At 51.4% G+C, this 14,495-nt stretch carries 15 protein-coding genes; 8 read left to right on the top strand and 7 right to left on the bottom strand.

Annotation, left to right across the window (positions count from 1 at the left end; translation table 11 throughout):
* Positions 1-103: 103 nt before the first annotated feature.
* Complete coding sequence (gene gshB / locus TH25_RS00690) at positions 104-1,048, bottom strand: glutathione synthase (RefSeq protein WP_114086508.1); 945 nt, start codon at positions 1,046-1,048, stop codon at positions 104-106.
* 194 nt (positions 1,049-1,242) lie between these two features.
* On the opposite strand from gshB, the gene TH25_RS00695 reads away from it, so the two are divergent.
* From TH25_RS00695 to rlmN, 6 genes are all read left to right on the top strand, one after another.
* Entirely contained in the window at positions 1,243-1,953 is a 711-nt protein-coding gene (locus tag TH25_RS00695) for a LolA family protein (RefSeq protein ID WP_258548968.1), read from the top strand.
* A gap of 509 nt (positions 1,954-2,462) precedes the next feature.
* On the top strand, positions 2,463-3,143 hold the full coding sequence (locus tag TH25_RS00700) for an EI24 domain-containing protein (protein WP_114086922.1): 681 nt from the start codon (positions 2,463-2,465) through the stop codon (positions 3,141-3,143).
* Between the two features lie 146 nt (positions 3,144-3,289).
* Complete coding sequence (locus tag TH25_RS00705; protein ID WP_258548969.1) at positions 3,290-3,943, top strand: bactofilin family protein; 654 nt, start codon at positions 3,290-3,292, stop codon at positions 3,941-3,943.
* Between the two features lie 3 nt (positions 3,944-3,946).
* Entirely contained in the window at positions 3,947-4,558 is a 612-nt protein-coding gene (locus TH25_RS00710) for a hypothetical protein (RefSeq protein WP_147252959.1), read from the top strand.
* Positions 4,559-4,793: 235 nt separating this feature from the next.
* Positions 4,794-5,345, top strand: coding sequence for an invasion associated locus B family protein (locus TH25_RS00715; protein ID WP_114086511.1), 552 nt, complete (start codon positions 4,794-4,796; stop codon positions 5,343-5,345).
* Positions 5,346-5,708: 363 nt separating this feature from the next.
* Complete coding sequence (gene rlmN / locus TH25_RS00720; RefSeq protein ID WP_258548970.1) at positions 5,709-7,019, top strand: dual-specificity RNA methyltransferase RlmN; 1,311 nt, start codon at positions 5,709-5,711, stop codon at positions 7,017-7,019.
* 87 nt (positions 7,020-7,106) lie between these two features.
* Here rlmN and TH25_RS00725 read toward each other — a convergent pair whose 3' ends face one another.
* The 3 genes from TH25_RS00725 to TH25_RS00735 form a co-directional block, all read right to left on the bottom strand.
* Positions 7,107-7,481, bottom strand: coding sequence for a Dabb family protein (locus TH25_RS00725; RefSeq protein WP_181847306.1), 375 nt, complete (start codon positions 7,479-7,481; stop codon positions 7,107-7,109).
* Between the two features lie 52 nt (positions 7,482-7,533).
* A complete protein-coding gene (gene mltA / locus TH25_RS00730) occupies positions 7,534-8,796 on the bottom strand; it encodes a murein transglycosylase A (protein WP_258548971.1) in 1,263 nt (420 codons plus the stop codon).
* Between the two features lie 168 nt (positions 8,797-8,964).
* Complete coding sequence (locus TH25_RS00735; protein ID WP_258548972.1) at positions 8,965-9,711, bottom strand: Tim44/TimA family putative adaptor protein; 747 nt, start codon at positions 9,709-9,711, stop codon at positions 8,965-8,967.
* Between the two features lie 247 nt (positions 9,712-9,958).
* Here TH25_RS00735 and TH25_RS00740 point away from each other — a divergent pair, with 247 nt between their 5' ends.
* Positions 9,959-10,543 carry an FxsA family protein gene (locus TH25_RS00740; RefSeq protein WP_114086514.1) on the top strand — a complete coding sequence of 195 codons (585 nt, stop codon included), beginning with the start codon at positions 9,959-9,961 and terminating at the stop codon, positions 10,541-10,543.
* Positions 10,544-10,977: 434 nt separating this feature from the next.
* Positions 10,978-11,472 (top strand): protein-export chaperone SecB, encoded by a 495-nt coding sequence (secB, locus tag TH25_RS00745; RefSeq protein WP_114086515.1) that lies wholly within the window; start codon positions 10,978-10,980, stop codon positions 11,470-11,472.
* Between the two features lie 103 nt (positions 11,473-11,575).
* Here secB and hemJ read toward each other — a convergent pair whose 3' ends face one another.
* The 3 genes from hemJ to hemE all read right to left on the bottom strand — a co-directional run bounded on the left by hemJ (position 11,576) and on the right by hemE (position 14,339).
* Complete coding sequence (hemJ, locus tag TH25_RS00750) at positions 11,576-12,004, bottom strand: protoporphyrinogen oxidase HemJ (RefSeq protein WP_114086516.1); 429 nt, start codon at positions 12,002-12,004, stop codon at positions 11,576-11,578.
* A 35-nt stretch (positions 12,005-12,039) separates the two neighbouring features.
* Positions 12,040-13,134 (bottom strand): ferrochelatase, encoded by a 1,095-nt coding sequence (gene hemH, locus TH25_RS00755; protein ID WP_114086517.1) that lies wholly within the window; start codon positions 13,132-13,134, stop codon positions 12,040-12,042.
* A gap of 167 nt (positions 13,135-13,301) precedes the next feature.
* Positions 13,302-14,339, bottom strand: a complete 1,038-nt coding sequence (hemE, locus tag TH25_RS00760; protein WP_114086518.1) for a uroporphyrinogen decarboxylase — start codon at positions 14,337-14,339, stop codon at positions 13,302-13,304.
* Positions 14,340-14,495 lie beyond the last annotated feature (156 nt).

The following is a 14,495-nucleotide window of genomic DNA, read 5'->3' on the forward strand; positions in this document are numbered from 1 at the left end:
ACATTATCGTGGCAAAGATCAATAATCCCCATGCCCTGCAAACAAAAAACCCCTTTGACCATCGGGTAACGGTCAAAGGGGTTAAAATGTCGATCAAGACCCGTCAGGACAGGCGCGTTTCAATGGCATCCCAAATCAGACCTTCGAGTTTGGAACCATCAAACCGGTTGATTTCCTGAAGACCGGTCGGTGAGGTCACGTTGATTTCGGTCAGATAATCGCCAATCACATCAATGCCGACAAAAATCAGATCACGCTTTTTAAGCTCCGGCCCGATGCGTTCACAAATTTCGTTTTCGCGATCGGTCAGCATCGATTTTTCGGCAACACCGCCAACGTGCATGTTGGACCGTGCCTCGCCATCCGCCGGTACACGGTTAATCGCCCCCACCGGTTTGCCATCGACCAGAATGATGCGCTTATCCCCCTTGCGCACGGCCGGCACATAGGCCTGCACCATCAGCGGTTCGCGCGACTGGGCGGCAAACAGTTCAACAAGCGAGGCGATATTTTCATCATCGGGCTTGATATGAAACACGCCTGCGCCGCCATTGCCAAATAACGGCTTTATGATCAGGTCTTTGTGCTGCTTGCGAAAATCGCGGATCCGTTCAAGTGACCGGGTGATCATGGTGGGCGGCATCAGGTCGGGAAATTCGGTGACAAACAGCTTTTCCGGCGCATTGCGCACATAGCCGGGATGATTGACCACGAAGGTTTCCGGGTGGATCGCTTCAAGCAGGTGGGTTGCCGTGATATAGTTCATGTCAAAGGGCGGGTCCTGGCGCATCAGGATCACGTCGGTTTCACGGGCCAGATCAATGATCTTTGCGTCGCCCAAATCATAATGATTGCCTGCTTCATTACGCAGGATCAGCGGGCGCACCTTTGCCTTTACGCGGCCCTGATCGTAAAACATGTCATCAGGATGATAGTGATAAAGCTGATAACCTCGTGCAAGTGCTTCAAGACCCATGACAAAGGTTGAATCACCCTTGATATTGATATGTTCCACCGGGTCCATCTGGATGGCGACAATACGGCTCATCTTCCGGGTATCTCCTTGTCGCGGCGGCCAATTCAGGCAACTTTCCGCCAATTGTGATCATTTGCAGGCATTACTTGACCGGGCTGGCCTTGAACGCCAAATGATGCGATATGATTACTGAAATAACTATCACCTGCCGCTGGCCTTTCGCAATTGCCATTGCATCAAGCGGTTCTGACAAACAGGCTACTTAAATGGGTTTAAATTTGCGCTTCGCCACAACTGCCAAAAAAATTGCCTCTGCGGTTCGTCCGCTTGCGCTAACAGCCCTGTTGGCCGGGACCGCCATCACCGGTTTGCCTTTTGTCGGCACCGGCATGTTTGCACCGGCCAGTGCCCAGGCTGACGAAGCAATAAAACTGACAAGCGACCAGCAAAAAGACGTTTCCCGGATCGAGGATTACATGAACGGGATCACGACGCTAAAGGCCGACTTTGTCCAGATCTCGTCAGATGGCGGAGCCGCCAAAGGTGAAGTTTACATGCAGCGACCGGGCAAAATGCGCTTTGAATATGCGCCGCCCTCGCAAATTCTGCTGGTCGCGACCGGGCATGATTTCATCTATTACGACAAGGAAATCAACGCCCCGACCTATTTCAACATTGATGAAACCCCGGCAGGGCTGATTCTGGCCGACAAGGTTTCGTTAAGCCGTGATGTCGAGATTACCGATTTCCGCCGCACAGCCGAAACCATTCGCATCACGCTGATTCGCAAATCCGACCCCGGTGCGGGCAATGTGACCCTGGTTTTCCAGGATAATCCTTTGCAATTGCGCCAATGGGTTGTTGAAGATGCGACCGGGATTGAAACAACGGTAACGCTTTATAATGCCCAGGAAGGCATGAAACTGGACCCCGAGCTGTTTAAATTCAAACGGATCTGGGTGGGCCGGGGTAACTAGGCCCGGAATTTTCACACCAGGTCATAAGCCGTTTTTCGCATCGCCATGCGTTAAATTAATGGCCGCCATGTCGGCACATATACTGGCATTCCGGCCAGTTCATTCCCATATGAGTCGATGTTACAAGGCTTCCCGAATTTCGGGAAGACCTCTGGTGAGGATCCGGTTTCCCCTGCCGGTCCTCGCGCTCCGCAAGATACGGAGCTCTGGCGTCCGGTTATCCCCCTGACCGGGCGTCTTTTTTGTCTGCAATAATCCTGATGCCGTGTGTTCCACCATCACGAATCATGAAACCCGGTGGCGGCAAAAACGATATAAAAATAACGATTATTTGCATCTTTTCGCCGTTATTGGCAAAAGAAGACGCGGGCTTCACCGGCTGTTAATTTTCATTGCCTATCACGGTAAGACGTCATGAAAATCACCTCCCGTGGATCTGTCCTTACAGATGGAAACGGGCGGATTTGGCAAATGACCAATTGCATAAACACAGGACCCAACCCGAAAAAATGATCAATGATTTCATGAAATCCCTGGCCCAGTTTTCCGATCCCCGGTTTCGCCGGGTGGTTCTGATCGGGGTGGGCGGTGCGATTGTCACCATTATCGCCCTGTGGGCGGCGATTGGCTTTACCCTGAATTCAATTGATTTTTTTACCAATGGCGGATGGCTTGAAACCGCTGTTGACTGGCTTTTGGGGGTGGGCCTCGCGGTTCTGGTGTTGCTGTTATTTCCCTCTGTCACGGTTCTGATCAGCAGCCTGCTGTTGGACCAGATTGCCGAGGCAGTTGAAGAAAAACATTATCCTGATCTGCCACAACCGCGCGAACAACCGATTGTCGAGGCACTGATCAGCGGTCTCAAATTTGCGCTGACAGCATTGTTCCTCAATATTCTGATTTTGCCGCTGCTCATTACAGGCCCGTTTTATGTCATCGCCTTTTACGGCATGAATGGTTATCTGCTCTCGCGCGAGTATTTTGAGCTGGTTGCCGCCCGGCGCTATGATATTTCCACCATGACGGCCTTTCGCAAACGCCGCCAGATGAAACTTTGGATTGCCGGCATTGGCCTGACTTTCCTTATGACGATTCCGATTGTCAATCTGATTGCACCCATCATTGCAACGGCCTTCATGGTGCATTACAGCATCCGTCTTGGTGCGTTCCAGCCCGGTGCCATCGCTTAAGGGCGACAAAGCCCGTTTTAATGTCACACCCATCATGGCGCTGCCTCTCGCCATAAACTGCAAGACAAGGATTGGTCAATCCCATGTTCGGTAAGAAAAAAGCCAACAAAACAGTCGACAGCAGACCCGCTTCGTCCGATACATCTTTGGAACCGAAAGAAACCGGCGCAAAGAATGATACGTCGATTGCCCGGCCTGAGGTAACATCAGCATCATCACCGGCAGAAAAACCGGAAAATACACCTGAAAAACGCAGCGAACCGCGCCTGTTTACCCAGACGCGTACCAAGGATGAACCCGCAATGTCCAGCAAACCGCATTCTACCAATTTCCGCCCGGAAATCCCGAAACGTCCGTTGGAAATTCCGACCCGCGGCAGTGCTAACCGTCCCAGCAATCCGGTTTCCAACAATGATGGCAAAAAACTGACGGTCGGGCGCGACATCCGCCTGTCGGGTGAAATTGGCTCGTGCGACATTCTGGTTGTTGAGGGCCATGTCGAAGCCCAGATCAATGATTGCCAGCGCATTGAAATTTGCGACGGCGGCACCTTTGTCGGCACGGTGACGGTGGATGAAGCCGAAATCAGCGGCACCTTTCAGGGCGAGTTGAATGCCCATCGCGTCTCCATTACGGGAACGGCAGACATCCAGGGCGCGATCAATTATGGCAGCCTGCAGGTTGCCAGCGGCGCGCGCATCAAGGGCAGCCTTGATTATGTTGAAGGCAACGATGACCCGGCCCATCGCCAGGCACCGTCTGCTGCCATCACCATTCCGCGTAAAAGTGACGATTCCTGATCCGTGGCTGCGTCAGTTCGTGTAAAAAACCTGCCTGGCATTTCCGGGAAGCTGCCTCTCAGTTCCCGGAAAAGGCTGTGTGCCGTTTTATCCGTTCTTGGTCTGTCCGTTTTGCTGGCAGCCTGTGCCGGTAATGCCGTTCCCCCCGGTGCGACAAACAATACTTACGGCAACCAAACCCTGAACGGGGCATCCTATAGCGACGGAACAACACCCGGTCATCAAGACAAAGTCAAAGATGACACGGTGCAGAAAGCCAATAATCAGGCTGCCGCACTTGCAGCACGCAAGCCGCCTGTCAAACCGGCCAAACCGAAAAAAACCGCCGCCATCCCCTTTGTACGGATCCCAGCGGCATCGCTTGCCAATCTGGATGGCAAAGCAGTCGAGGCCAAACTGGGCAAGCCTGAGATGCAACGCGGGGAAGGATCGGCAAAGGTATGGCAATATCGTTCCGACCGATGTGCGCTGGATGTTTTCTTTTATCCGCAGGGCAACAGTAAAAAACCGGTTCTGGTGCATATGCTGGCCCGGTTGCGCAATGGCGACGGCAAAATAGACCTTCAGGAATGCCTGGACGAGATTGTAAAATCCCGGAAACCGCACCAGGGGTGAAAATTGGGTCGGAAAATACATCCGCCAATGGTGAAAAAGCTGTGATTCCTTGGTCGAATCTTTACCTTTCACGGCCACATTGGTCGGTAATGATTTAACCGGTTTATAATGTGATCAAAATGGCCCGGCAAAACCACCCCCGTGGTGCGGATGTCCATTTTAGTCGCAATGTACGCCTGCTGACCTCAGGCCAGCACCAAGATCCTGATAACCACAGATTAGTTACGCGGATACAATGGAAAAAGCAGTACATCGTCTCGTCAAAAGCACCGTTATTGGCGCCATCGCCATGATGGTCTCCGTGACCAGCAGCAGTTCGGCCTTTGCGCAGAATTCCCCGGAATTGATCGACGTCTACAACAAGTGGGAAGCCTATACCTATACGGAAAAGGGCAAAAAAGTCTGTTATATGGGCAGCCAGCCAACGTCGGCCAAAGGCGACTATACCAAGCGTGGCAAAATTTACGTGATGGTCACGCATCGCCCCGCCCTGAAACTGTTTAACGAAGTCAGCTTCATCACCGGTTATACCTACAAGAAAAACAGCGAAGTTGACGTCCGTGTCGATTCGAATCGTTTTAAACTGTTCACCTATGATGATTCAGCCTGGGCCGTAAACAGTGAAGAAGACCGCAAGCTGGTCAAGGCGATGAAAGCCGGCATGAAAATGACCGTCGTGGGCTATTCCTCGCGTGATACCAAAACGACGGACACCTATTCGCTTTCCGGTTTTACCGATGCCTATAACGCCATTTCAAAGGCTTGCAACGCAAAGACCGTCGATTAATATCGAACAAGACGGCTTGCGAGGCCCGGAACGCTGATGATGGCACAGACCCGAAACGCTCCGGCCCTGTTTGGGCCTGATGGCTGCAATGTGAAATTTATCGTTTATAAATGATCGTCGCTCCGCTATATGCGGGGCGACTGCTTTTTAGAATTGGCGTTGATCATCTTGATTGCGTGTTTTTAAGCCATTCATAACATCGAATTTTCTGCCAAATATGCACTGGCATTTGCATTGGCAACGGCCATGCCCATATGAGGCAGCACGCAAATATGTTATGTCTGGCTGCCACGAATACCGCAGAAACCAGGCCAAAGCACCAAAGCACCACAGCATCCCTTGCAGGACAAGAGAGAGACCGGAATGACCGACAGCGATGTCTTACACACCGCCACTAGCGATATGGCCCCGTCGCATCAGCATCCTGATGTCGCCACGGCCCGCACTGCGCCCGCAGCGGTTAAGACTGACGCCGGGGTTGCTGATGCGTCAAAACCCGGTCTGGCCGATTTTGTCGCCCGGGCCAAAGGCGGATTAACCGCCGATGGCCGCAAGGACCTGATTGGCATGACCCGCGAGGAACTGACCGAAGTTCTATCGGGTATGGGAGAAAGCAAGTTTCGCGTCAAACAGCTGTGGAACTGGATGTATAATCGCGGTGTCACCAGCATTGATGGCATGACCAATATTTCGGTCAAACTGCGCGAACGCTTAAGCCAGGATTACGTTATTGGGCGCCCGGTTCTGACCGCAGATCAGCTTAGCGAAGATGGCACCCATAAATGGCTGATGCGCTTTGGTGACGGTAACGAGGCCGAGGCCGTTTACATCCCCGACCGCCACGAAGAACGCGGTGCGGTATGTGTTTCCTCCCAGGTGGGCTGCACGCTGACCTGCAAGTTCTGCCATACCGGTACCCAGCTTCTGGTGCGCAACCTGACACCGGGCGAAATCATCAGCCAGTTCATGGTGGCACGCGACAGCTATGGCGAATGGCCGACCCCGGCCAATGGGGTACGTCGCCTGTCCAACATCGTCATGATGGGCATGGGCGAGCCGCTGTTTAACTATGAAAATGTCCGCGATGCCCTGCGCATTGCGATGGACGGCGAAGGCATTTCGATTTCGCGCCGTCGTATCACGCTGTCCACCTCTGGTGTGGTGCCCGAAATTGTCCGCGCGGGCGAGGATCTGGGTGTTGGCCTGGCAATTTCACTGCATGCGCCGGAAGATGATCTGCGCAATGAAATCATGCCAATCAACAAGAAATACCCGCTTAAGGAACTGATGGATGCCTGCCGCCATTATCCCGGCATGTCCAATTCGCGCCCCATCACGATGGAATATGTGATGTTGAAGGGTGTCAATGACCAGCCGGAACATGCGCGGGCACTGGCAAAACTGGTGAAGGGCGTTCACTGCAAATTCAACCTGATTCCGTTTAATAAATGGCCGGGATCGGATTATGAATGCACGCCGACATCGGGCATCAAGAAATTTGCCAATACACTTAATGAATATGGTTATGAAGCGCCAATCCGCTGGCCGCGTGGCCGCGATATTCTGGCAGCCTGTGGTCAGCTAAAATCGGAAAGCCAGCGCCAGCGTAAATCACGCGCCTGTAAAGGCGATACAGCGCCAACTGCCAATAACGACACGGTTGCCGCACAGTAAAACGGCACTGATCGGAAAAAACCGCAAAATAAAACCCGGGCAGGAAATTGATCCTGGCCGGGTTTTTTATGCCGCCCTCATATCAGACTAACCCCAGCTTGCCTGCAATTTGCGGGGTCGTTCCGGTCCGGCAGGTTCATCTGGCCCTACCGGGTCCAGTTCCATATTCATCACCAGAATACCGCCAAGCCCGCCTTCGGCCAATTTGGTCAGCCGATTGCCTGCATTGTTTTGATCCAGGCTGGAAAGGTAATCATTTTTAGCGGCAATATTGACAAAATCAATGGTCAAGGCATGGGTAAATCCCTGATGCAGGCCATCTTTTTCCAAATTGCGACCAACTGAAAATGCCAGCATACCGGGCGTTTCCAGGGCAATTTCCTTAAGGGCTGCAAAAACTTTGTCCCTTTCAGCCGGATCGGCATGATAGGGCACCTGCACCAAAACAATATGACGGATCATATCAAAGGTTCGTACCTGACAACGGGAAAACAGAACCGGATAGAATTTTATCTTAGCTGTTATCCTGCCGGTTTGTTGCCGGGTCATCAATGGAAATACTGCGTGGTAACAAAAGATACGTTTGCCCCTGGCGGTTCATATGACCGGCATGCAACGCCGCCTTTTCTCCGGGGCCGAAAAAAATATCGCCGCGCACCGGACCGCGAATGGCCCCGCCGGTATCCTGGGCAATCATCAATTGATGAAAATTGCGATCCGCATTCATCGCATCCCGGGTTTCAAGCCAAATCGGAACCCCCATCGCATGAAAACGCCGGTCAACCGCCAGCGACCGTTCGGTTTCCAGTGGCACCCCCTGTGCCCCGATCGGACCGGCATCGGGATCGCCGGGTAATTGCCGGAAAAAGACATAGGATGCGTTCATATTCATCACGTCATCGGCCTGGTCGGGATTGTCATGCAGCCATTGACGAATGGTTTGAAGTGAAACGGTTTTGGGCGTCAACGCCCCGCGTTTAATCAGCTCGCGCCCAATGGCAAAATAGGCCTGACCATTGGTGGCCGCATAACCCACCTTTAAAATACTTCCATCATCCAAAACCACCCGGCCGGAGCCCTGGATTTGCAGGAAAAAGGCATCCACCGCATCATCAACCCAGACAAGTTCAAGATCACGGTTTGACAGGGCACCTGCCTCGATCTCGCTGCGGTTAAAATAGGGAACCACCTTCTTCCCCGTTAACCGGCCAACCGCCTTTTGCCCCTTCAGATCCTCGCGAAAATCCCCCAGATCAATATCGATCATGTCATCGGGCTTGAGATAAAGCGGGGTTTGATAGGCATCATGCCGGGTCAGGCTGCCTTGAAGTTCCGGTTCGTAATAGCCGGTAAAAAGCCCGACCGGATCATGGTTATTCCCGGCAAGATAAGGCGTAAAATAGGTTTGAAAATAGGTTCTAAGATCTTCGCTGCGAATGGTTTGGGCATCAATTTCCAGGGCCGTTTGGCAGGCTGGCCGCCAGTCTGCAACCGTGCCCATGCGCGGATCAGGACCAATATTTTTATCGTCAGCACGCTTTAACATGCGCTCACAGGAGCGTTGGAACGCAATCAGGGCCGGCTGCATATTGTCGCTTTGCCAGCCATCCAGATCGGTAAAACGGGCAGGGGACAGGGTTAAGTGATCCGGCTTTTCCGGCGGCGTAATATATTGGGAAATTTGCGGCCAGAAAAACCATGCCGCCCCCCCTGTTACCAGAAGGGCGATAAAGCCGACAAAAATACCACGGAGCAGGAAAGAAGATTTATGGGTCAAAAAAGCCGCCATGTAACAGACCGGAACCAAAACTTTATCGGCACAGTGTCACCAGAAACGGTTAAAAAACCAGAATCAGAGGCAGTAGATTTCACAAAAAAGGCGGACCTGCACATGACAGACCCGCCTTTCAATCAAAATCAAACCTGCCAAACCCGGGAAAGGTAATCAGCCTTCATCACCAGGCGTTTCGGTCGCAACAAGCAGCCAGTTCGGATCGGAACTTTCAAGATTACGGGCAAAGGTCCACAAATCTTCGGCTTCAATCACCTGATTGGGATCACCAGAAACGACATCACCCGCCTTGTTACGCACGATCGACACTTCTTCGGAAACGAACTTCACCGTGATATAGGCGGTGCGCCCTTCAATATTTGCATCATCGATAACCGCTGACTTAATGCCGACCAGGGTTGTTTCTTCATGCTCGTCACTATTGGCACGGGCATCAATCGCACTGGAAAAATTCTTGTAAACCTCGGGCGACAGCAGGGAATTCAGCGTATCCTTGTCACCCTTGGCAAAGCTTTCAACGATCATTTCAAAAGCCATGCGCGCGCCATTCAGGAAGTCCTGCTGGCTAAAGGAACTGTCCGCAAGCTGGATTTGTGTCAATGCCGGACTGGAGACCGGGTTATCAGCCGCATTCCCCTTTTGCGCATCCGGCAAACGATACACATTATCGCTGCTTTGTGTGCCAGAATTCTCGCGCGGCGACACGCCGTTTGCATCATCGCGGGTGCGACGCCCGTAAATGTCGGTTGGACCCTGCTTCTCATTGCCGGTTTTACGGCCCAGCACACTGCGCAGGCGCAAAATCAGAAAAACAGCAATCAGAGCAAATAGAATTATATCAAAATATTGCAATTCCGGACTCATGCTTTTGGGGTGTCGACGGACGGCAACCGCCATCATACAGCCTGTGTTCGTGAAATGGTATGGCCTTATCTGAATGCAAGGGCAACTGTCCAAACAGGAAAAATGTGATCAACTTCACCAGAACATCGATAAACGTGTTAAAACAACATCAGATTGCTGGCGCGATGCCGCATTTTTGTCCAGTTATGTCGGTATCGCAATAGCTTGACAGCATTTGATACAAAATGTTGCGTTATAGACAATTCTGTTTGTTTACAAATAGCCAGCGCCAGACGGAGCAATTATGGGCTTTATTCTTTTTGGCATTTTTGTCGTCATGCCGATCATTGAGATCGCCGTTTTTATTCAGGCAGGCGAACTGATTGGATTATGGCCAACCATTGCAATTGTCATTTTGACGGCAATTTTGGGCACATCATTAATGCGGGTGCAAGGCCTGCAAACCCTTGCCCGCGCCCAGCAGGAGCTGGACCGTGGCGAAATGCCCATTGGCCCCCTGTTTGACGGTGTCTGTATCCTGATTGCCGGTATCCTGCTGTTAACGCCCGGTTTTGTCACCGATACAATGGGCTTTTTGCTCCTGATTCCGCCGTTGCGCCGTGCCATTGGTGCCGGTGTGATTTTGAAATTGATGAAATCGGGAAAAATGCGCATGTCCTTTGGGGCAAATGCGCGCCAGGGCGGCCACAAACCTGGTGGCAATCCGTTTGGCTCGGCTGGTCCCTCGTCATCTGGCGGGCGCCATCGCCCGGGCAGCGGCCCGATCATTGACGGGGATTACGAAGATCTTGATCAGCGTAATGGCAATTCCGATGAAACGTCATCTGACCCGGATGATCAAAATCGCAATCTGCCACCCCGTGACTAAGTGCATCCCGGATAACAACCCGATATCCAATATCGGACACGCAAAATGCAATATACGGGGCCGGGCCGCAAACCCGGCCTTTTTATATGATCAGTAAAAGGTCATCGCATTGAAATAACTGATTTAAAACCGGTTTTTCCGGCGATATTTCCAAAAGGTTTACCCCTCTTCGTGTTACCCGGTACGGTCAGCAAAACAGGCAAAAACGGCGTTGTCCGCGCCTTGATCTTGCCCGTCTGATCCAGACATGCTAGGCCATCAGGCGTTATTTTCGTATGCCCCTTGGGGGCACCGAACCTTTGATGTCAGAAAAAAGCCGGTTTCGCGACGGGTTCTGAAAAAGGCGGGAACAGGTCAAATGACAGTCTCTTGCCCGACCAGAAGGAGGCGGCTTTTTTCTGACCAATTCCAGGATTTGAGGGAGTTATCTTTTAATGGCTGAAAATACCACCGGTGCAGAAGGCACGGAAGCAGCACAACAGCAGGCTGGCAATCCGATCACCATTCATGCCCAGTATATCAAGGATTTGTCGTTTGAAAATCCGAATGCGCCGGAAAGCGTTGCCCTGCAACAGCAGCCCAAAATCAACATTGATGTTGATGTTCAGGCCCGGACAACCGAAGACCAGCGCCTGCATGAAGTGGTGTTAAAAATCGACGTTCAGGCAGAAGTCGCCGAAAAAGTCGCCTTCATTGCCGAACTGCAATATGGCGCTGTTGTTACCCTGAATGTTCCCGATGAACACCGCCTGCCGGTTCTTCTGATCGAAGTTCCGCGTTTGCTGTTCCCTTATGCCCGTAAAATCATTGCCGATCTGACAGCCGATGGCGGTTTCCCGCCACTGATGATGCACCCGATCGATTTTACCGACCTGTTTCGCAAAAAATACGCGCAAGCCGCCGAAAGCACCCCGGCCGGTAACGCCTGATTTATAGAATTAGATATTTATAAAATATCTTAAAACAAAAAAAACCCCGTTTTTCATAACGGGGTTTTTTCTATTTTGGTCGTTCCGATATTCTGAAATAAAATCAGAAGGGCTTTCCGATGACCATAAAGACGATAATGATCATCAGGATCGTCGGTACTTCGTTCAGGATACGATAAAATTTTGCCGGTTTGGTATTGGCACCCGCCTCAAAAACGCGACGATATTTTGCCAGCATCATATGAGTAATCGTCATCAGGACAACACATAGCAGTTTCACGTGAAACCAGCCTTCGGTCATGGCACCGGTCACGCTGATCAGATATCCCCCAAACAGCCAACTGGCAATCATGGCCGGGTTCATAATGGCGCGTAACAAACGACGTTCCATGATTTTGAATTTTTCATCAGCTTCCGAGCCTGGTGCAACGTCGCAATGATAAACATAAAGACGTGGCAGATAAAGCATACCCGCCATCCAGGCAATGATGCTGATGACATGTAATGACTTGATAATGCTATATAAATCCATCGATCTCTCGGTTTTGATTTTTCAAAGCAGCCGGATCAATGTGTAGAGCCCGGCTGTTTGGCTGTTGCACAAACATGATCATCCGGGCACCACCAGCCACGGGTCTGGGCACTATCACTATCCGCACCATTTTGGTCGAGGGCTGTTTGGGTTTCATTGATCACATTTACGAGACCACCAATAAATTTGGGATGCGAACACACTGTTCTGACCCGCTGATAAACCGGGATATTCAAATGATCGGCAATTTCGCGATATTCAATATCCAGTTCCACCAGGGTTTCGGAATGTTCGGTTACAAATGCAATTGGTACAATCACCAAAGGCACGCCATCTTTACCGGCCCGTTTGATCTCATCCTCGGTTGACGGACCAATCCATTCCATCGGACCAACACGGCTTTGATAACTAACCAGCCAGTCCAGACCCGGAATGGCCATTTCATTCACCACTGCCTGGGCCGATTTTTCAATTTGCGACTGATAGGGGTCTTGACGCTTGGTAATGACTGCCTTGGGCACGCCATGTGCGGAAAACAAAAGACGCGGCGCCCCTTTATTTTCAGCCAACGCCTTTTCATAGCCTTCACGTACCATTTCTGCCGTGGCACTGACAAATCCGGCATTGGTTGGGTAACAGCAGGCGGTTTTCATCGGCACATTCAAACCGATTTCCCGGCAGGCCCGTTTCCAGTCCTTGACCGATGATCCGCTGGTTGTGGTTGAAAATTGCGGATAAAGCGGCAGCAAAATCATTTCATCAGCACCCCAGGCCTTGACCGCACGGGCTGTTTCATCGGCAAAGGGTTTCCAATAGCGCATGGCAATGAAACAGCGATTGTCAAAACCGTCATCAAGGTCGTTCAGGCTGGTTTGCAAGGCATTGGCCTGATCCTGGGTCAGCTCCAGCAGGGGGGATTTCCCCCCAAGATGGGCATAAATTTCCTGTGCGACCGGCTCGCGCCGCGATGAAATCAGCTTTGCCAGTAAAAACCGAAACGGATTGGGCAGGCTGATAATAGCCGGGTCATTGAAAAGATTGAACAAAAACGGTTTTACGGCATCAGGGCCATCCGGACCACCAAGATTAAACAGGATGATGGCACGTTTTTTTTGAACTTGATCGGGCATAGACAAAATCCTTCCGTCATTCCGCCTTGGCGAAATGCACCATTTGGCCGTAAATCAAAAAATCCGCTCTGATCCTGCGCACAGGATGACAGGAACCCTCAATAAAGCAATGAAGTTGCGTTTCATTACGAATTGATTTTTCCAATGGATTTCATTGATGAAATAATTCATCCACCGCGACGAATGAAATCCACCAGCTTGGCAACATTTTCAGGGGAGGTTTCCGGCGTAATTCCGTGACCCAAATTGAAAATGAAAGGCCCTTTGCCCAGCGTATCGAGAATACGACGGGTTTCGGCCAACATTTCATCACCGCCCGTAATCAGATACATCGGATCCAGATTACCCTGCACCGGACCCAGTTTTTGCAGATTTTCGGCAACCCATTTCAGCGGAACACCACTATCAAGGCCAACAGCATCCACCCCGGTCAGATTTTTGAAATCCGTCAAATGCAAACCCGCACCCCTTGGAAAGCCAATAATCGGCATATCCGGGTGCACGGCCTTGATGTTTTCAACAATCTTGCGGGTTGGTTCAATTACCCAGCGATGAAAACCGTTTTCCGACAAAACACCACCCCAGGTTTCAAAAAGCTGGATGGTTTCCGCCCCGGCCTTGATCTGTGCCAACAGATATTGTGTGGTGGCTTCTACCAGAATATCGATCAGTTTTGAAAAACCAGCCGGATCGCCATAAGCAAAACGACGAATATTGGCAAAATCCTTGCTGCCCTTGCCTTCAACCATATAGGTCGCCACCGTCCAGGGGGCACCGGCAAAGCCAATCAGGGCTGTATGCTTGGGAATGGCAGACGAAAGTTTGCTGACGGTTTCGTAAATTGGGCCAAGGACATCATGAATGCCATCGATATTCAGGCGTGAAAGGCCTGCTTCATCGCGAATGGGGTCAAGCTGGGGGCCTTCACCCTGCTTGAAGGCCAAATGCTGCCCCAGCGCCTGGGGAATGACGAGGATGTCGGAAAACAGAATGGCGGCATCAAAATCATAACGGCGCAGCGGTTGCAGTGTTACTTCACAGGCCAGATCCGGGTTATAACAAAGATCAAGAAACGAACCGGCTTCTGCGCGGGTGGCACGATATTCCGGAAGATAACGACCGGCCTGGCGCATCAGCCAGATGGGGGGCGTTGGCAGTGTTTCGCCAGCTAACGCACGCAGAAACAGCTTCTTTTGTTCAGGCATATGTTTGTCCAGTTCCTGTTTTTCGATCCCCGGTCCACGGTGCCCAAGATGGGCCGTGACCTATCCAGGCCGTTTTTCCACCGTTCTCCTAACAAAACCCCTTTAAAGAAAAAAGGATGTTGTTTGTTAGTGGTTTCCTGTGGATAACCGGGATTA

This window comes from Thalassospira profundimaris (assembly GCF_003326755.1).
Lineage (GTDB): Bacteria > Pseudomonadota > Alphaproteobacteria > Rhodospirillales > Thalassospiraceae > Thalassospira > Thalassospira profundimaris_B.